The organism is Syntrophobacterales bacterium (genome assembly GCA_019429105.1).
Lineage (GTDB): Bacteria > Desulfobacterota > Syntrophia > Syntrophales > UBA5619 > DYTH01.
This window is the reverse complement of record JAHYJE010000015.1, coordinates 50,852-70,468: the sequence shown is the minus strand read 5'-3', so window position 1 is coordinate 70,468 and position 19,617 is coordinate 50,852. Positions and strand designations below refer to the sequence as shown.

Sequence of the window (19,617 nt, the reverse complement as noted above, 5' to 3'; positions counted from 1 at the left end):
ACATAAATCCTTGGTGTCAAGTAGGCGCTGGAACCTGAAAAATGGTCCCAGCGCCTCTTCAAATAGCGCTTTAGACCGTACATTTTCAAACCGCCAAATTTAGGACATTTTCACGCCGCCGCCAACACCAGCTTGCCAGATTCACCGGCAGCCGGGGCAGCTATCGCCATCAACATAACAAGCGCTTGCAATATGTCCATTGTCTTGCCTCCTCAAGTTTGTTATCTGTCTCAGAGAAGTAACATAAACGCTCAATTTGCCAGTCTTCCTTCCTGACGGAGCCTGGCTATGATTTGCTGGATTTGCGGCATGGCAAGCGAAGCGGCTTTTTCTCCCTCCAGGATGGCCTCCGCGCGCTTCTCGAAATCGGCGGCCCCGATATGACCGACCTTCGGCCGGATGATTACATCGGCATTTTTAAGCTGAATATCCGAGATCCGGGCAGACATGATATCGATTGCCTGAAGGATCGTATCGACCGTCCCCTGCGGCGCAGATAGCCCGGCTCGGGTCGATATGTCAACGGCGATCACGACATCCGCGCCGGCTTGGCGGGCGGCATTTACGGCGACAGGACTGACCACGCCTCCGTCCACATATGTTTTATTGCCAATCTGCACAGGCTGGAACACCCCCGGCACCGCGCAGCTCGCCCGCACTGCCCAACCGGTATTGCCTGTCGCGAAAACCACCTCTTCCCCGGAACGAATGTCTGTGGCGATCACCCTCAAAGGAATGCGCATTTTTTCCAGCGGAATTTTGTTTACGGTCTTATTGACAAAAGTCTCCAGCTTTGCCCCCCGAATAAACCCGTTATCCGGCAAGATATAATCGATCACATCGTCTTTCTGCAGATTTATGGCCATTGTCTGCATTTGAAACGCATTGAACCCCGCCGCGTAAATACTCCCGACCAAACTCCCCGCGCTCGTTCCGACAAGGATGTCTATCGGCACTCTATGGGATTCGAGCACCTTGAGTACGCCGATATGGGCAAAGCCACGTGCGGCCCCGGCGCCCAGCACAACGGCGATCCTGGCGGGCTTTGGGGGAGACGGCGCCGGAACTATCTCCCGGGGGGCGCAGGAGACAAGCAGCAAAAGACCGACCGCTGCGCAAAAACATACCGCTTTTTGCAAATAGGCTGAATTGTTATTCATTATAACCTAATCCAAATCCAGCATCGGCTCTTCATCACCTTCGGTCTCCGGTTCCGCATCGTCTGGTTCCTCACCGTTTTCCCGTTCCTCTTCCCGTTCGGCACGGGCTACGCCGACCAGTTTTTCCGTTTCATCGATGTCGATCAGCCGCACCCCTTGCGTACTGCGGTGGATAACCCTGACCTCTTCGGCGCTCATGCGAATGATCCGCCCGGAATCACTGATTAACATAATGTCTTCGCTGCCGGAAATCTGCAGTATTCCCGACACATTGCCAGTTTTTACAGAAGTCTTAAGATTTATAGTTCCCTTGCCTCCCCGGGCTTGCAGGCGGTACTCGCCAATCTCCGTTCTTTTTCCATACCCGTTCTCGGAGACTGTCAGGATGGTGTTGCCCTCGGTCGGAATCTCCATCCCCACCACCTGATCATCGCGATTCATCGTGATGCCTCTGACCCCGCGAGCGGTCCGGCCCATATCCCGCACATCATCCTCACTGAAGCGGATTGACTTCCCCTGCTTGGTTCCGAGAAAAATGTCCTGTTTGCCGAGGGTAACCTGAACCCCGATCAGATCATCGTCCGGATCAACGGAAATGGCAATAATGCCCCCGACCCGCGGGTTGGAAAATTTGGAAAGCTCCGTCTTTTTTATGGTTCCCTTTCTGGTCACCATAACTACCGACCGGTCGCCGGTAAACTCGCGCACAGAAAGAACGGCTGCAACCTTCTCTTCCTTGGCAATATTGATCAGATTTACAATCGCCTTCCCCCGGGTGGCCCTTCCCCCCTGGGGAATTTGATATACCTTCAGCCAGTACAGACGGCCCCTGTTGGTAAAGATCAAAACATAGTGATGAGTTGAGGCTATAAATATCCGCTCTACAAAATCCTCCTCCTTGGTTCCCATCCCGATTTTGCCGCGACCGCCCCGGCGCTGATTTTTGTAAAGGCTCACCGCGTTTCGTTTTACATATCCGGTATGAGATACGGTTACAACCATATCCTCTTCGACAATCATGTCCTCAATATCGATATCCTCGGCGCTTACGACTATCTCCGTGCGCCTTTCATCGCCATATCGTTCTTTAATATCCAACAGTTCCCCGATAATAACTTCCAGCACCTGCTTGGGATCGGCCAATATGCCCTGCAGTTTGTTGATGAGAGCGTTAATCTCCGCGTATTCTGTTTCTATTTTTTCCCGTTCCAGACCGGTCAGGCGCTGCAGGCGCATCTCCAGGATCGCCTTCGCCTGCAATTCACTCAGACCGAAGCGTTGACAAAGGGCCGTCTGGGCCTCGGTTGGATTTTTTGCCGCCTTGATTAAAACGATGATCTCGTCGATTCTATCGAGGGCGATGATCAGTCCCTCAAGAATATGAGCCCGTTCCTGCGCCCGGGCGAGGTCAAAGGCTGTCCGGCGCACCACTACATCCTTACGAAAATCCAGAAAGCTCTGGAGAATGTGTTTCAAGGGAAAAACTCGCGGCTGTCCTTTTTCAATTGCCAGCATGATAATCCCAAAGGTGGTTTCCATCTGGGTATGCTTGTAGAGCTGATTTAAAATCACTGACGACATCTCTTCACGTTTCAGATCAATGACAACCCTTATGCCTTCCCGGTCTGACTCATCGCGCAAATCAGAGATGCCGGTGATCTTCTTTTCCTTTACCAACTCCGATATCTGCTTGATTAGATTAGCCTTGTTTACTTGATAGGGGAGCTCGGTGACAACTATGCTTTCACGGTCGTTGCGTGCATTTTTCTCTATCAGTGAACGGGCGCGCAACCTTATTATGCCTCTTCCGGTACGGTATGCAGAGATAATGCCTTCCCTGCCGTTAATAAACCCGGCGGTAGGAAAATCCGGGCCCGGGATGTATTGCATCAATCCCTCAACGGTTATTTCCGGATCGTGAATCAGCGCGATCGTCCCTTCTATTACCTCCCTGAGGTTGTGAGGGGGAATATTGGTTGCGACCCCGACCGCTATGCCCGCGGAACCGTTTAAAATCAAAAGCGGCACCTTCGCCGGCAATACCGTTGGCTCTTCGAGTGATTCATCGTAATTGGGGACAAAATTAACGGTATTTTTGTCCAGATCGGCAAGCAGCTCTTCCGATATTCTTTCCATCCTTACTTCGGTGTACCGCATCGCTGCGGGAGGATCTCCATCTATTGAACCGAAATTCCCCTGTCCGTCAACAAGCCGGTAGCGCATCGAAAATTCCTGGGCCATGCGCACAACGGTATCGTATGCCGCAGAATCGCCATGAGGATGGTATTTACCAATAATATCGCCGACGATTCTGGCTGATTTTTTATAGGGCTTGTTCCAGCGGTTCCCCATCTCGTGCATTGCAAATAAAACGCGCCGATGCACCGGCTTCAGGCCATCCCGCACATCCGGAATGGCCCTGCCGATAATCACGCTCATTGCGTAATCCACATAGGAGCGCTTCATTTCATCTTCAATGTTAGTCACAACTGTCTTTTCGAACAGGTTTTCCATTAAGTTGTTTTTCTCCTTAAATATTAAGAAATTGTAATATTTTAATCCTTCCGGTTAGACGTCCAGATTGGATGCGTACATCGCGTTTTTGAAGATAAAATCTCGTCTTGGCTCAACCTGATCGCCCATAAGCGTAGTGAATATCTCATCGGCGGCAACGGCGTCTTCTATAAGCACCTGAAGTAGCGTTCTTTTTTCAGGATTCATCGTTGTTTCCCATAATTGTTCCGGGTTCATTTCCCCGAGGCCCTTATATCTCTGCACCGAGATACCCTTCTTCCCGGCCTTGACAATATATTCGACCAGTCCGTTCAACGTCTCTATGGTTTCAATGTTTGTTTCTTCCTCATTTTCCGCTTCCGGGAGGGCGCTGATCTTATAGGGTGCCACTCCCAGAGCGACAATCTGGATAAAAAGTGATTTTATTTCCGTAAATTTGGGGAGTTTAAAGGTGTCAACGCTAAAGATATTTTTAATAATTATATTGTTTGACAAAACATGAAACGTTATTTTCCACTTCCCCAACTCCTGATCGAATTCCAGGGCAAATTTTTCCATTTTTTCCCCGAGCGCCGCGGCTATGCTCTCGGCTAATATTGTCATTGACCAGCTCTCGTTGAATGTTTTTTCAGATAATAAATCAGAGGACGCCAACAGGGAAATTAACTCCCGGTCGTATCCATCCTTTTCAAATTTGTTAAGTATTGTATCGATGCGCATAGCCTTGCGGATATTTTCCATTAACCGCTTCCCGGTTATCGTCTGTTGTGCAGGTCCTTCGCCAACCAATAAACGAATCTTGCCAACTCCGTTTTCCAGAACGTAATCCTGCATCGTCAGTTCGTTATGGATGTATAGTTCCCGTTTTTTGCTTGTTACCTTGAAAAGCGGCGGCTGAGCGATGTAAAGAAATCCCCTTTCAATAATTTCCCTCATCTGTCTAAAGAAAAAAGTGAGAAGCAGTGTACGAATGTGAAGGCCATCGACATCGGCATCGGTCATGATAATAATCTTGTGATAGCGGAGCCTGCTTATATCCTGGTCTTCCTGACCTATTCCCGCCCCCAGTGCGGTTATAATTACCTTCAGTTCCTCGTTTTGCAGCATCTTGTCAAAACGCGCTTTTTCCACATTCAGCACTTTGCCGCGCAACGGCAAAATAGCCTGATTTTTTCGATCACGGCCCTGTTTTGCCGACCCGCCGGCAGAATCACCCTCGACCAGATATATCTCGCTGCGCGAGGGATCGCGTTCCTGGCAATCGGCAAGTTTTCCCGGAAGGGAGCCGACCTCAAGCGCTGTTTTTCGGCGGGTGAGCTCCCGGGCGTGACGGGCTGCCTCACGCGCCCTGGCCGCGTCAATGAATTTTCCAATTAACTGTTTTGCAACTGATGGATTTTCTTCAAGATAAGTGCTTATCTTATCGTACACAATACCCTCAACAAGCCCTTTTACGTCACTATTTCCCAATTTCGTTTTAGTCTGACCCTCAAATTGGGGGTTTCTGATCTTTACGCTGATTACACAGGTCAGTCCCTCTCGAAGATCCTCCCCCTTTAAGGACTCCTTACCATTTTTTAAAAAATTCCCGCTTGTTGCATAGTTATTAATGACGCGGGTCAAGGCAGACCTGAAACCAATCAGGTGGGTTCCTCCCTCGGTCGTGTTGATACTGTTGGCAAAAGAAAAAATGTTTTCCGTATAGGTATCGTTATATTGAAGAGCGACCTCCACGGTGCAATCATCCCTTGAACCGGCTATATATATCGGTTTTTTGATGAGAACCTTTTTATTGCGGTCTATGTATTCCACAAAAGAGACAATGCCGCCTTCATAATAATAATCGCTTTGACGATCGATTCTTTCATCTGTTAGGCTAATTTTTATCCCGGAATTTAAAAAAGCCAATTCCCTTAATCTGTTAGAGAGAATATCAAAACTAAATTCCGTGTCTTCAAAAATAGTGTCGTCAGGTTTGAAGGTTATCCTGGTGCCCCGGCCATCCGTCTTACCCGTCATCTTGAGAGGTGCAAGCGGGACACCGCGCGCATAGGACTGGGTGTAAACTCCCCCCTCTCTCCTTACTTCCAATTCCAGATATGTAGAAAGGGCATTAACTACCGACACTCCTACGCCGTGCAGACCCCCTGAAATTTTATAACTGTCATTGGAAAATTTTGCGCCGGCATGGAGTTTCGTAAGGGCAACTTCGGCGGCCGAGATCCCCTCTGCCTGGTGAAGATCAACGGGAATACCCCTTCCATTGTCTTCAACAAAAACGCTGTTATCCATCCTTATTATCACGGTAATCTTGTCGCAAAATCCAGCTGATGCCTCATCGATGCTGTTATCAACAACTTCATAAACAAGGTGATGCAATCCCTCTTTGCTGGTGCTGCCTATATACATTGACGGACGCTTCCTGACAGCCTCCAACCCCTCCAGCACCTTGATGCTTTCCGCCCCGTAATAGTCGCTATCAGATTTCAGATTCATTCGTTTATCGTCACCATTTTCCATTATTACTTCCATTCAATTCCTTCCTTTAACTATAATGATTTAATTATATTAAATATTTATATTTTTAATGGCATAATTATGCAAAAATAACCATCATTGCCGGAGCCTCGCAAAATTGTTGGTCTCATATCCTCATTAATTTCAAAATCTACCATCTCTTCCTCAATGACTTCTATCGCGTCAGCAAGATATTTTACATTATATCCAATGTTTCGTTCCTCTCCCTCATAATCTACCTCGATCTCATCATTTGCTTCTCCTATATCACTATTTATGGAATTAAAATAAACTCTTCCCTTTGATATAGTCATTATCACGCCGTTATATTTTTCAGATGACACAACACACATTCTGCGGACAGCATGAAGCAATTTATCTCGTTCAATTTTTATTATTACTCCTCTATTTGCAGGGATAACCCTTTTATAATCAGGGTAATCTCCATCAATAAGACCTGCCTTCAGGATTGTTTTATCTGTTTTAACTATTAATAAACCATTATTGACGCAAAGATCGATGTATTCCGCTTCGTTTTCATCCAAAAGACGCGTTATCTCTCCCACGCCCTTTTTAGGGATAATAATGTTTTTATAGTCGGCTGTTATAAGAAAATCATCGCTCTTTATCTCGGCTGCGGCAAACGACAGGCGGTGGCTGTCAGTTGAAACCATACGTATTAAGAAAGAGGCGTCCTTTTTTTCAGTTTCCAATAAAACACCGGTCAGATTCTTACGCATTTCATCGTTGGAGATCGCAAAATATGTTTTTCTCATTAAATATTTAAGAATGCTTCCCGGCAATTTATAAAATTTCCAATCATCCTTTTCTTCAATAACGGGATAATCATCCGCGGGAAGGCCCAGTATTCTATAAATAGCTTTATTACAGGTAATTATAACTACATTTTTTTCATTTTTTACAACATGGATATTTTCTCCCTGTATCTCTCGTACCATTTCATAGAGCTTTCTTGCGGAAACCGTTATTTCACCCTCTTTGATTACCTCTGTTTCATAGTTCGAGACCAAACCTATCTCCATATCGGTTGCCATTATTTTTATCCGGTTGGGGATGGCTCGCAGTAAAAGATTATTCAATATTGGCATGGTTGTTTTTTTTTCTACGATTCCCAAGGTCTTTTGAATCCCGGACAGAAATATATCTCTTTTGATATTAAATTCCATTTTCTCTATTTCATCCTTTCATTTTTTTATAATTAATATGTTTTAAGATACTTTTTTATAAAGAAATATAGTAATAGTAATAGGTCTTGTTAAAACTGTTGATAAACATATTAATAGCTTATTTTTATTTACTTTATATCATTAATAATCTGTTGATATAAAGAGTGAAAAGCACTAATTATTTTTAATAATAATTTTTTTTATCTTTTCCACAACCCCTATCAACTGTTTATCAGTCTGCAATTTCTTCTTAATTTTATTAAAAGAATATATGACCGTAGAATGGTCCCTTCCTCCTATCTTTTCTCCTATATCAGGAAATGAAGAATTTGTCATCTCTCTTGCCAGAAACATCGCAATCTGGCGCGCTTCTGCAATATTTTTATTTTTCTTATTTGATTTAACGTCTTGAATTTTTACGCCTAATTGAGAACACACCACTTTTGTGATGTCGTCAATAGATATTTCTTTTTTTTCTGTTTTATATAGAAGTTGCTTTAACACCTCTTTTGTAAGATCGATATCAATAGGTCTGGAGGTTAAAGAGGAATATGCTGATACCCTGACAAGATATCCTTCTAATTCCCGGATGTTGGATTCAGATTGCGTTGCTAAAAAAAGAGAAACCTCTCCTGGCAACACAACGCTGTTTTCACTGGCCTTTTTTTCTAATATTGCCATTCTTGTTTCGATATCCGGAGGTTGTATGTCGGCAATTAACCCCCATTCGAAACGAGACCTCAATCTTCCTTCTAAATTTTCGATATCTTTGGGAAATTTATCGCTTGTAACAACAATTTGTTTACCAGCGTCATGCAGGGTATTGAATGTATGAAAAAACTCTTCCTGGGTTCTGTCTTTGCCGGCGAGAAACTGGATATCATCGATAAGAAGGCAATCTATATTTCTAAACCTTTCTCTAAATTTCTGCATTTTGTCAAAGCGAATGCAATTTATCAGGTCGTTCATAAAAACCTCTGCCGAGACATATACCACATTCATGTCTGGAAAGAGCTGAAGGGCTTTTAAACCAATAGCATTTATTAAATGGGTTTTTCCCAATCCCACGCCGCCATATATAAACAAAGGATTGTAATTTTTTGCCGGCTGTTCTGCAACAGCAACAGCGGCGGCGTGGGCGAATTGATTGCTTGCTCCAACAATGAAACGGTCAAAACTATAATTAGAATTAAGCGTCTTGTGCACTCGTTCTTGTTTGTGTTTTGTTTTACCGTTGTCCAATATTGACTCATCAGTTTTGATAGAGGGAGAGTTGTTTTTACGAGGGTTGTCTGCAATAATAAACTCAACATCATAATTTAGTCCAGTTACTGATAAAAGCGCTTCCCGTATTAGAAATAAATAATTTTCCTGCAACCAGTCTCTAAAAAAACGATTCGGAACGTTTAAACAAAGATTACCCTCTTCAAGAGATCTTACTTGAATGGGCATTATCCATGTATCGAAATTCTGCTTGGTTATTTTTTCCTTTATGATTTTAGCAACTTTATTCCAAAGCATACAGATGATACCCGAGCTTATAAACATTGTTATCAACAGAGGTTGATAAATTAATTTTTCACCGTTCCAGAAGGTAGCGGGTAAGACGGTCCAGTTCTGAGGGGTTGGCGTATTTTATCTCTATATACCCGGCTTTTTTCCCGGATTTTATTTTAACACGTGTAAGTAGATGTGATGATAATGTTTTTTGCACATCATCGATATATGGATCCGAAGATTTTTTGTCATTTTTTCCTTGGCTGCTTTTAAGCCTTTTGATTAAACCTTCCGTTTCGCGTACATTTAATTCCCTTTTCTTGATGGTTCTCAAGGCGTTAAGCTGCAATTCGGGACGGTCCAGAGAAAGCAGCGCCCGCGCATGTCCGGCGGTTATGCTCTTACTTATTACATCTTTCTGTATTTCGGCCGGCAATTTAAGCAGTCGGATGGTATTGGCGATTGTGGAGCGGTCCTTGCCTACCCGGGTGGAAATGTCATCCTGGGAAAGCGAGAAATCACTGGAAAGCACCTGATATGCCTTTGCTTCTTCTATGGGATTGAGTGCTTCTCTTTGGATGTTTTCTACAAGAGAAAGTTCTGCCAAATCACGATCGCTCGCTTTACGTATGACAACAGGAACTTCTTTCATGCCAGAGGCCTGAGCCGCCCGCCAGCGCCTCTCGCCCGCTATTATCTCATAGCTGTTTTGCGTCTTGCGGACGATGATCGGCTGAATAACGCCATTTGTTTTAATCGATGCTATTAACTCTTTTTGCGCGTCATCGTTGAAATCCGAGCGAGGCTGGAAGCGGTTGGGCGTGAGTTCTTCAATGCCGCACATGACAAAAGCCGGCCTGTCTCCAGCATTGTTGATTAGATCAGGAAACATTGCGCCCAGGCCCTTGCCCAGGGAATTTGTCCGCGACATTACATCCTCCCGTTATTGATTATTTCTTCCGCCAATTCCATATAAGAGACGGCGCCGCGGGACTTGATATCATAAAGAATGATGGGGAGTCCGTGACTGGGACTTTCCGACAAGCGCACATTCCGGGGAATAAGCGTTTTAAAAACAAGTTCGCCAAAATGGGAACGCACATCATCACTTACTCGTCGCGACAGTAAATTTCTCGAATCGTACATCGTCAGTAGAATGCCGGCCAAATACAGCGTCGGATTCAAATGTTTTCTTATTATTTCCATTGTGTTGAGCAGATGGCCCATTCCCTCCATCGCAAAATACTCGCATTGCAGGGGAACCAACAGGCAATCCGAGGCCACCAGAGCATTGACAGTCAGAAAACCAAGAGAGGGCGGACAATCAATAATAACGTAATCGTAATCGGTTTCAAGGTTTCTTAAGAGATTTTTTAGTCTTTTTTCCCTGTCTGCCAAAGAGATGAACTCCAGTTCGACCCCGACCAGATCCTGATTGGCAGGAATTATATCAAGGTGCGGCATCTGAGTTTTGATGGCAGCCCGGCTTAACGGATAATTATCGATCAAACAGCGATATAGATTTTTATCTTTTATATTTTCAGGAGTTATGCCCATGCCGCTGGAGGCATTCCCCTGAGAATCCGCGTCTATCAGCAAGGTCGTTTTTTCAGCGGCAGCCAGAGAGGCCGATAAATTTATCGCAGTCGTGGTCTTCCCGACCCCTCCCTTCTGATTGGCTACGCTTATTATTTTTCTCATAATACCTAAAAAGGGAACAGCAAGAATAATCCATCAAACGAATTGACGCTAACACAAAATCGCCGCCAGGGGCAATATTTTTTTAAAAAAAGTAAATCATAATCTCCTGTAAACTATTAATTTTTTCAGTGAATGATTTTTTTCTAATTCTGCTGCCGCCTCACCTGAAAAAGTCATTCCCGCGGACAGGGCGGCGACCTCGGCTGCCTTATCTTCGTCATGCCCTGCAAGACCTTTCAGGGCGATAAGCTGACCACCTCGTTTCAGAAAAGAAGATGCAAAAACAATCAGTTGGGGCAGTTTAAGGGCCGCCCTGGAGATCACCGTGTCAAACTTTGCCACCCACTCCTTCCCTGCCGCCAAGTCTTCGATGCGTCCTCGAATTACCGTTACTTCGGTTAGCTTCAGGATGCGTACTATATGCGAGAGAAACGATGTTTTTTTTCTTGAGGCATCGACAAGAACAACATTCAGGTCCGGCGCCATGATCTTCAGGGGAATCCCCGGGAAGCCGCCGCCGCTTCCCAAATCCAGGAGAAATTCGTTTTCTTTCTTCAGCAAGGGAAGCGGGGTCAGGGAATCGATAAAATGGCGTTCTATTATCTCGCCTGCGGAATGTTCGGAGATAAGATTTATCTGCCGGTTCCAAAATAGCAATTCTTGATAGTATTGCACAAAAAGGGATAGTTGATTCTGATCAACCTTAACACCTATTTTTGCTGCCCCTTGTTGCAGTTCGGAGGACACCTCCGAGATAGGTAAACTTTTATTGCTATCATGTAGATATTCATTCATAAAACGCGTGCAATTATAATGATTTGTGTAGAGAGAAGACTTTCGTTAAGGTATTTTTCCGCAGTCGGCGTGCGAGCACAAGGTTTATAATGAATCTTTGATGATCCCCGAGACGATACGCTGATCGATTAGCTCTACTTTTAAGCTAAAACCGATTAACAGGGACAAGTCACAGATATTGTTTATCTTACGAGGAACGCCTCCAGAGTATGCGTAGATGGTTTCCAACGCTTCATCGGAAAAGATATTTTTTTTAAGTCCCGCTTTATCCAGACGAAAAAGTATATACCTTGTCGTATCGCTGCGGCTCAATGGGTTGAGGTGATAGCGGATGGCGATGCGCTGATCGAGTTGTTTATTGCCTACTATCATCTCCCGCAACTCTGGCTGCCCCAGGAAGAGCAAATTTAATAAATAGCGGTCGTTCATCTGAAAATTCAAGAGCATGCGAATCTCGTCAAAGGTCTCCTTGTATATTGTCTGAGCCTCGTCAATGATGAGCAGGGAAATAGCGCTTTTGTTGGAATTTTCCATCAGTTTGTTGTTCAGGATTTTGAGCATTTCCGTTTTGGTTGCGGCTTGTGAGTTAAGACCGAACTGGTAAAGGGTTTCACTAAGGAAACCTAATGGTTCCGGGGAGGGGTTGGCAATCAGACCGATATCAATATTTTCATGTTGCATCTGTTTTATGAAAACACGGCTTAGCAATGTTTTGCCACAGCCGATTGCTCCGGTCAGCAGTAAAGCGCCCTTGTTGCGTCTAACTCCATAGGTGAGCCGCGAGAGCGCCTCTTCGTGTTCTGGCGAAAAGAAAAAAAACTCCGGGTCAGGCGTATTTTCAAAAGGATATTTTTGCAAACCCCAATATTCCAAATACACTTTCTCACCCTTTTTCTATGTCATGTACGGAAATTGTAAGTCAGAACAGACAATAAATTTCTATTCTTCCTTGTCGGGATATAAGACCAGAAAAAATAAATCCTTTTCCTCCACAACGATGCTGGTAATCTTGATGGTGAACATTTTACCGCACTGTAATTCAGAGGTACAAACCGCCCTGATGCTATAAGGAAAAGAAGGCATTGCCAAGGCAACAACGTCCTGAATGGAGCGCCCATCTGTTATTTTCAGAAAATCATTTATATTAATAGCTTGAAGGTTGTCAAGCAGGGGTTTTACCAATTGGGCGGCTGCTGCCGTCCAGCCGGTGATACGTCCCTCCCCGGTAATGATAAAAATTATGCTCTCCGTGTATTTACGTTTTTCCATGCCCTCCTTTCGGTGTTTCATCCAGAGGTATGCTGCCTGCAAGGCTTTATTTGCCTCATTACATTCGTGGCTGGTTATATTGTTGTCATGGTTTTCCACGGATTCGTTAATTTCATCCTCCCGCGAGCTTTCTTTTAAAGACATTTTTTAGCACCATAAAAATATTTTTTATAATACATACGATATCCTGCTACACTAAACAAACGTCGGCTGTCAAGAATATTTTAATTTGAAAGAGCTTGACATCCAGGAACGGTTTTTATAAAAGAAACCCGAATATCTATATGCGACCTAACATTGACGACAGTTATAAGGAGTGTGAAATGGCTATAGAGAACGAGAAAGTTTCCGCATCGGAATCGCTTCGCAAGACGAGAACATACGGCAAGGTCAGATGCATGAACCCAAGCTGCATGGGACGGCTGGAGCCTGCTCCTGGAAGCATGCAGATTACCTGCCCGGTCTGCGGGATGTCATATCGACTTTTCTGGGTGACGCCGGAGCTGCCGAGAATCCGCGGTCCTGTCTGGGAGGTTAACCGCAAGTTAGCGGAAGAGGTAATGGCGAAAAAAAAATTAGAAGCGTCTAAAGACGGTTCCCTATAGAAGAAGAGGAGGAACGCAAAATGGCATTGGACCGGAAAATAGCATACATTGATCTCTCTACCGGTAAATCAGAGATCAAGCCCATTCCCCTGGAAGTAAGAAAGAAATTTATAGGCGGCCGGGGGTTGGACGCCTATCTGCTTTTCAATAACGCACCGCAAGGCTGTGACCCGCTTGGTCCGGAAAACACCTTAATCATCAGCGGGGGATTGCTTACAGCCACCTGCGCCTCCGCTACATCGCGAACGCACATCATGGCCAAATCCCCCCTTACCGGTCTTTTGGGGAGTACGAACATGGGGGGGTTTTTCTCCGCGGAAATGGCCTGGGCGGACTTCCACCACCTGGTCATTACCGGCAAGGCGGAGAAACCAGTCTATCTGTGGATCCACAACGGCCAGATTGAAATCCGCGACGCCGTGAAATTATGGGGCAAATCATCAACGGAGACTCAATGGGCCATCCGCGAGGAATTGGGGGATCAGGAAATAAAAAGCGCCGTCATCGGTCAGGCCGGAGAAAATCTTGTAACGTATGCCAATGTGATGACCGGAATTAAGAATGCCGGCGGACGCACCGGCATGGGATGCGTGATGGGCTCGAAAAACCTCAAGGCTGTTGCCGTCCGCGGCACAATGGATGTCAAAATCGCCCACCCGTTGGAAGCTCTGGAATTCAACAAAAAATTCATCGAGCAGATCACCACCGCCAAGGTTAACAAAACCCAGGGCACATTGGGAACGCATTTTATCTGGGGGGCCACCAATAGCTGGGGAGGCATTCGCACCAGGAACTTCCAGTTCAATCAGATGGAGAATGCTGACGAACTTGAACCGGAATCACTGGACGATATCGCGACCGAAACCATGGGGCCGTATCACATGACGGGGTGTTTCGGCTGCCAGGTGCATTGCCGCGCCCAGTACAGAATACCATCCGGCCCTTATGCCGGGATATACAATGAGGGACCCGAATATACGTCCTTCGGCGCTTTCGGCAGTGAGCCGGATTGCAACAAGGCCGAGACGGTTCTGACCGCCAACTATCTGGTGAATCAGTACGGCGTGGATAATCTGGAAATCGGCAGCATCATCTCCTGGGCGATGGAACTCTACGAATTGGGAATCATCACCAGCAAGGAAACCGACGGCATTGATCTCCGGTTCAGCAATGCGGACGCTTTAATAGAGATGATCCACCGCATTTGTACCCGCAAAGGCTGGCTGGGCAATGTTCTGGCCGATGGGGGAATCCCGGCATCCGAGAAAATCGGCAAGCATTCTTTCGATTATCTGATCCAGGTCAAAGGGATGAACAACCTCCATTCCGATGAACGAGCCACCCCCGGTCTCGCTTTGAATATAGCAACCTCGTCCCGCGGTTCCGACCATTTGCGGAGTCGGCCTGCCATCGACCTGTATCACCTTCCCGAGAGCGTGCTGCGCAAGATTTACAGCAGCCCGGTCCCCTACGAAGGCCCTCTCTCCTCCGATTCAATGGAGTATATTGGGAAACCCTGGCAGGTTTTTTGGCAGGAAAACTGCTACATGGCGGTTGATTCTATAGGAATCTGCAAATATCACACTACGTTTTTAGGGGCGACGTTGCCGAATTTCGAGGATTGGCCCCGGGCGATTTATCTCAACACGGGTCTTGAGCTGACCCCCAAGGATATTTGGGACGCTGCCGAGCGCAGCAACAATATGGAGAGGCTTTTCAATTTGCGGGAGGGGCTGACGCGCTACGATCTGGTCAAGGGCGATATGCTCAATCATCGTTATTTTGATGAGCCTTGTCTCAGAGGAGCGCCGGATGTTATCGGCATCATGATCGATCGGAAGAAGTTCGACGTTATGGTTGATGAGTTCTATGGACATCACGGCTGGGACAAAGAAGGCGTCCCGACGCAAGCAACCTTAACACGACTGGGGCTGGAGCAAGAGCCAACCCATTTGCTTTAGATAAAAACAGAGGAGAGAATAATGGAGAAAATTCTGACGGTTAATTACGAAAAATGCACCGGCTGTCGCCTCTGCGAACTCGTTTGTTCTGTTAAACATGAAGGGGTGTCCAACCCGTCAAAAAGCAGAATCCAAGTCGTGAAATGGGAGGATGAAGGCCGATATGTTCCGATGATCTGCCAGCAGTGCGAGGATGCGCCCTGTCAGAGCGTCTGTCCGGTGGGCGCCATTTCCCGGGACAAGGAATTCGGCTTTATGAAGGTCAATTACGATGTCTGTATCGGCTGTCGTTCGTGTGTCAGCATCTGTCCCTTCGGGGCGATGAATTACAATACGATGGCGCGCAAGGTTTTTAAATGCGATTTATGCGACGGCGATCCTCAGTGCGCCCGGTTTTGCGAAGTAAAAGCTATTGAGTTTGTCACGGCGGACAAGGTCAGTTCGCTCAAGAAAAGAGAGGGCGCCGCGCGTCAGTCTGCGGCGGGGAAACAAGCTCTGGCAATAGAAGAAAGAGCCTGACCGGCGGTTCACGAAAAGCGACTAACGGGCCCCCTCTTGGGATGACGGTAAAAATCGTCATCCCAAGAGGGGTTTTTTGTTTTACCGCCTCTTTTTCGGTCGCTGCGTTTCCGCAAGCTTGGGAGTTAAGGCCCGGCAACAAGTCCGCCCGTCCGGCAGAGTTGGCACTGAGCAGCAAGAAGAGAAGCTATGTCCATCGTTCCCCGAAGGCAGTTAAAAAAATTCGTGGTTTGAGTTGAGGTTTGTAAACAATAGCGTTTTTTTCTTGTAAATAGTTAAATATTTATATATTGATTCTTCATAAAATTATAGGAATAAGCACAACACTGTTTTTTAAAGAGGTGCACAATAGAAGAAACAATCTTTATTCGCAATGAGCGAATAATTTTTAGAAAAGAAGGCGACGGCGCCTACCTGTTTGATCCAGAATCCGGAAAGCTCGTGTATGCCAACAAGACCGGGGCGCTGCTCTTGGAGCTTTGCAACGGCAGCAATACCAAGGAGGAGATAACGGCTCAATTGGCCGCTGCTTATGACGTTCCTGGTGCACGGCTGGAACAGGACATTCAGAGTTTTCTGACCAGCATGCTGGGAATGTCCTTTTTGAAAAGAGAATCTGCAGACGCTGATACATTGTCACGATTTCGTGAACGCTAAAATAAATAAAGAAAGATGCCGGCGATTATTATGAGAGCAACCGATACCGTAAGGGGTCAAGATGAAACACCCAAGGCCGAAGGCGACCGCAGCGCCACGCCCTTTCGTTTCAGCCGGATTTTCGGCGCCCCGCCCCCTACGCCCCCGGACGCACCCGCTGTAGATGATCCCACCGCCCCCAAGAACGGCGGAAAAACACTTATCTTAAATAATAGTCTTGATACGGAATCCATTTACTCAGCACTGCAGGAATATATGATGGATGTCCGCGTCGGCATCGGGGATGGCGCTGGCGTTGGACTTGATCCCGCTATTCAAATGATCGCCAAAATAGTCGATTCACCGGAGGTTCTCGCCGGCATTAATCCGAGGATGCTCACATTTGCTAACGAGCAGGACTATTATATCCTGCAGCCGATCCACACCATGATCTATGCCCTTAAAATAGGATTGCGCCTGCATTATCTCCGGAAACGGCTTACGGAACTGGGCCTGGCTGCGCTTCTGCAAAACTTAGGAATGTTTCTGGTGCCGGATGCCATAATTGGCAAAACGGGCAGTCTGACAGATGAGGAGATTGCCGCCATAAAAAAACATCCGGAAAACGGCCGTGATCTCCTGCTGCCCTTCCAGAAGGACTTCCCCGCCGTTGTAGAGGCGGTTTATCAGCACCACGAACGGGAGAACGGAAAAGGCTATCCGCAGGGACTAAAGGGTGAAAAGATAGGTGAATATGCACAAATAATAGGTATTTGTGACTCGTATGAGTCAATGACCCATAATCGACCCCAGAAAAAGGCGCTGCTGCAATTTACCTCCGTCAGACAATTGATTGAAGCGAAAGAGCGATTGTTTGCGCCTCGGATTCTCAAGGTTTTTCTCGACGAGATGTCGCTTTACCCGGTGGGCAGCTACGTCAAGTTAAACAACGGGGCCATTGGCCGGGTGATAAAAACCAACAAGTCGCAACCAGTAAAACCCTTGGTAAGAATTATTTTCGACGGTCTGGGCAATCGGAGCGTCGAGGAAGAACACACGGATCTGTCAACCAGCAACGTTCTTAATATTGTTGACGTGGTCGCCGAATGGGAACTGCCCAAGTAGATGAAAGAACTGATCATTGTCATCGCCGGAATAGCAGTTGCGATAAGCGGGGATGAAAAGGCGGCTCCACTTTTGACACCGCTCAAAGGGCTCTTCCGCGGCTTTCTGCTGCCCAGAGGCGATGCTGCGACAGAAGTTGCCCTTTCCTATGAAAATTTTGTACATCTCCGCAAATTCAAAGCTGAACCCCTACGGATATCAACAGCCAAAGACAGAGAAACGACACGCATCATCAACCATGTCGCCAAGCGCTATCCGATATCGGAAAAAACTCTGCTGATCGGATTCTTGAACGGAGTGCTTGCGTACAATGTCCATTCACACAAATTTCATATATTCCTTTTCCGGTCGAAAGGAGAAAATTTCCTCATGGGCAGTTTGTACAAACTGCTTTTTATCCTGACTTCGTTGTTGATGGTGGACAATAAAAGGCTGCTGGTACACGGGGCGGGTCTGCGGATCAACCGTCAGGGGAATCTTTTTTTAGGGTTGTCCGGCGCCGGGAAAAGCACCGTGGCCGGGTACGTCCCGATTGGGGATGTGCTTTCCGATGATGCAACAGTGGTTGAAGAAAGGGGGGGGTTGTTCAAAATCCACCCATCCCCGTTTTCCCAGATTAACAGCCTCGCAAGAAAAGGGAAAAATCATTATCGGCAAGAATGCCCGCTGGCAAGGATTATCTTCCTGAAAAAAGCGGAACCGCTCGCCCTGAATAGGAGGGACAGGCAAGCAGCGCTGGCGGAACTGCTGCTCTTCCACATCCACTATTTCAACTTGATGGATCGGGAATTAAAGACCTCTGTATTTAATTGTTGCTGCGATTTGTGCGCGTCAATTCCCTCGTTTGATATGCATTTTCAGAAGGACAACAGTTTCCTTACACTGCTGTAAAGAAATGTTGGCGGAGCACTCAACTCCCTCCAATTGACAAACCGGCAAAGCCAACCGGAAAGCGCCCGCAATCAGCGGTCCCACAAATTGACAAGAGGCAAAGCGGAGGAGCGGGTCACTTCTATGTAAGCGGAGCGCTCCCGCGGTTGCAGACTCCTCCGGCCGCTGAGCCCTTTTGGCACAAGGTTCCTGCTGCAACTGTACCCGACAGGCAATTGGTGTTTGCGGCAGCCCCCGGTTTGCACGTGCTGATTTGCGCAGAGCCGCCTGTCAGGCAGAATTCGGACGCAAAATTCCCCGGTTTGCACTCCCCGCCGGTGGCCGCGGACCCCTGCAGGCACGCCTGCAGGGGAGACCCACCCGGCAAACAGTTTCCCCCTCCCGATATTGCGGCGCCGGTTCTGCATGGTTTTGCGGCATAGGCGGTGCTCCCGCTCAAATCAATGATGAGCGGCGGTTCATAGGGCAATTTTTTGCTGGTCGTCATAGGACTTTCACCTAAATATAAGAATCGTTGCTGCCCAAAACTCCTCGCCTTTGGCGAGTCAATATCTTCTTCACGTCATAACAATCAGGCCCTGTCGTTTAAAAGTTCTGAGCGCAATGATCACGTCCTTAAAACAAACGCCAGGGGAAACATCGCAATTTTCGCTGATAGTCCTGGCTATGTTTGCCGGACTGTTTTTTCCGTCGCACATCTCCCATATCCGCACAGCCGTCGGATTGAGGCGTATCAGTCCCCTTCCGGGACCGGAAAGAACCGGAAAAGCGTCGCCTTTGTGCAGTGAAACGCCGCTTTGTCTAACGGGCATTCCGTTTAACAAATCCTCTGTTTCATACCAACTCCAGAGCCCTTGCAGGTGTTCATAAACGTTTGCTGGCGTCGGGGACTTCGTTATCGGCAACATTACGGCTACCCCGCCCGCAATCGCCAGGAAATTTCTCCTTGCCCTTTTCATTAGCAATCCTCTCTCTGCTTATTCCAGGACTGGATTGACCGGCGCCCTCAATTTCGACCGTTACGGATTACTACGCCTCGCACCCCTTAAAAGCAATAAATATTTTCTCAGCGCATCCTCCGGGGGCAAACAATGTCGCCAATAACATACATAATAACAACTGGTTCATGAAAAAATTAACTTTTGATGGCAGCCCGGCCTCTCTTGCCACCTCAGAACCGGTTGCCTACGGCCCTTTGTCCTGGTACGCACTGAATCATTGCCGCCGTTTGTAACGAAGG

General features: G+C 46.8%; 18 protein-coding genes. 6 read left to right on the top strand and 12 right to left on the bottom strand.

Annotated features, from left to right (window positions below):
• Nucleotides 1-251: 251 nt before the first annotated feature.
• From K0B01_07070 to K0B01_07025, 10 genes are all read right to left on the bottom strand, one after another.
• On the bottom strand, nucleotides 252-1,160 hold the full coding sequence (locus K0B01_07070; GenBank protein MBW6485897.1) for a patatin-like phospholipase family protein: 909 nt from the start codon (nucleotides 1,158-1,160) through the stop codon (nucleotides 252-254).
• A gap of 6 nt (nucleotides 1,161-1,166) precedes the next feature.
• A complete protein-coding gene (gene gyrA / locus K0B01_07065) occupies nucleotides 1,167-3,674 on the bottom strand; it encodes a DNA gyrase subunit A (GenBank protein MBW6485896.1) in 2,508 nt (835 codons plus the stop codon).
• A 54-nt stretch (nucleotides 3,675-3,728) separates the two neighbouring features.
• Nucleotides 3,729-6,170 carry a DNA topoisomerase (ATP-hydrolyzing) subunit B gene (gene gyrB / locus K0B01_07060; GenBank protein ID MBW6485895.1) on the bottom strand — a complete coding sequence of 814 codons (2,442 nt, stop codon included), beginning with the start codon at nucleotides 6,168-6,170 and terminating at the stop codon, nucleotides 3,729-3,731.
• Between the two features lie 80 nt (nucleotides 6,171-6,250).
• Nucleotides 6,251-7,378: a DNA polymerase III subunit beta gene (gene dnaN, locus K0B01_07055; protein ID MBW6485894.1), complete on the bottom strand. Its 1,128-nt coding sequence runs from the start codon at nucleotides 7,376-7,378 to the stop codon at nucleotides 6,251-6,253.
• Nucleotides 7,379-7,552: 174 nt separating this feature from the next.
• The gene (gene dnaA, locus K0B01_07050; protein MBW6485893.1) at nucleotides 7,553-8,899 is read right to left on the bottom strand and encodes a chromosomal replication initiator protein DnaA; all 1,347 of its coding nucleotides are present in this window, start codon (nucleotides 8,897-8,899) and stop codon (nucleotides 7,553-7,555) included.
• 58 nt (nucleotides 8,900-8,957) lie between these two features.
• Nucleotides 8,958-9,806 carry a ParB/RepB/Spo0J family partition protein gene (locus K0B01_07045; GenBank protein ID MBW6485892.1) on the bottom strand — a complete coding sequence of 283 codons (849 nt, stop codon included), beginning with the start codon at nucleotides 9,804-9,806 and terminating at the stop codon, nucleotides 8,958-8,960.
• Nucleotides 9,806-10,576 carry an AAA family ATPase gene (locus K0B01_07040; protein ID MBW6485891.1) on the bottom strand — a complete coding sequence of 257 codons (771 nt, stop codon included), beginning with the start codon at nucleotides 10,574-10,576 and terminating at the stop codon, nucleotides 9,806-9,808. Before K0B01_07040 ends, K0B01_07045 begins: the two co-directional genes overlap by 1 nt.
• A 96-nt stretch (nucleotides 10,577-10,672) precedes the next feature.
• The gene (gene rsmG, locus K0B01_07035) at nucleotides 10,673-11,251 is read right to left on the bottom strand and encodes a 16S rRNA (guanine(527)-N(7))-methyltransferase RsmG (protein MBW6485890.1); all 579 of its coding nucleotides are present in this window, start codon (nucleotides 11,249-11,251) and stop codon (nucleotides 10,673-10,675) included.
• Nucleotides 11,252-11,455: 204 nt separating this feature from the next.
• The gene (locus K0B01_07030; protein ID MBW6485889.1) at nucleotides 11,456-12,229 is read right to left on the bottom strand and encodes an AAA family ATPase; all 774 of its coding nucleotides are present in this window, start codon (nucleotides 12,227-12,229) and stop codon (nucleotides 11,456-11,458) included.
• Between the two features lie 81 nt (nucleotides 12,230-12,310).
• On the bottom strand, nucleotides 12,311-12,784 hold the full coding sequence (locus K0B01_07025; protein ID MBW6485888.1) for a hypothetical protein: 474 nt from the start codon (nucleotides 12,782-12,784) through the stop codon (nucleotides 12,311-12,313).
• Between the two features lie 179 nt (nucleotides 12,785-12,963).
• On the opposite strand from K0B01_07025, the gene K0B01_07020 reads away from it, so the two are divergent.
• From K0B01_07020 to K0B01_06995, 6 genes are all read left to right on the top strand, one after another.
• Nucleotides 12,964-13,245 (top strand): hypothetical protein, encoded by a 282-nt coding sequence (locus K0B01_07020; GenBank protein ID MBW6485887.1) that lies wholly within the window; start codon nucleotides 12,964-12,966, stop codon nucleotides 13,243-13,245.
• 20 nt (nucleotides 13,246-13,265) lie between these two features.
• Nucleotides 13,266-15,206: an aldehyde ferredoxin oxidoreductase family protein gene (locus K0B01_07015; protein MBW6485886.1), complete on the top strand. Its 1,941-nt coding sequence runs from the start codon at nucleotides 13,266-13,268 to the stop codon at nucleotides 15,204-15,206.
• 21 nt (nucleotides 15,207-15,227) lie between these two features.
• Nucleotides 15,228-15,725 (top strand): 4Fe-4S dicluster domain-containing protein, encoded by a 498-nt coding sequence (locus tag K0B01_07010; protein ID MBW6485885.1) that lies wholly within the window; start codon nucleotides 15,228-15,230, stop codon nucleotides 15,723-15,725.
• 441 nt (nucleotides 15,726-16,166) lie between these two features.
• Nucleotides 16,167-16,382: a PqqD family protein gene (locus tag K0B01_07005; protein MBW6485884.1), complete on the top strand. Its 216-nt coding sequence runs from the start codon at nucleotides 16,167-16,169 to the stop codon at nucleotides 16,380-16,382.
• A 30-nt stretch (nucleotides 16,383-16,412) separates the two neighbouring features.
• Nucleotides 16,413-17,486 (top strand): HD domain-containing protein, encoded by a 1,074-nt coding sequence (locus K0B01_07000; protein ID MBW6485883.1) that lies wholly within the window; start codon nucleotides 16,413-16,415, stop codon nucleotides 17,484-17,486.
• Nucleotides 17,487-18,377 (top strand): hypothetical protein, encoded by an 891-nt coding sequence (locus tag K0B01_06995; GenBank protein ID MBW6485882.1) that lies wholly within the window; start codon nucleotides 17,487-17,489, stop codon nucleotides 18,375-18,377.
• A gap of 121 nt (nucleotides 18,378-18,498) precedes the next feature.
• On the opposite strand, the gene K0B01_06990 is transcribed toward K0B01_06995, so the two are convergent.
• The gene (locus tag K0B01_06990; protein MBW6485881.1) at nucleotides 18,499-18,864 is read right to left on the bottom strand and encodes a hypothetical protein; all 366 of its coding nucleotides are present in this window, start codon (nucleotides 18,862-18,864) and stop codon (nucleotides 18,499-18,501) included.
• 70 nt (nucleotides 18,865-18,934) lie between these two features.
• Complete coding sequence (locus K0B01_06985) at nucleotides 18,935-19,336, bottom strand: PqqD family protein (GenBank protein MBW6485880.1); 402 nt, start codon at nucleotides 19,334-19,336, stop codon at nucleotides 18,935-18,937.
• Between the last annotated feature and the right edge of the window lie 281 nt (nucleotides 19,337-19,617).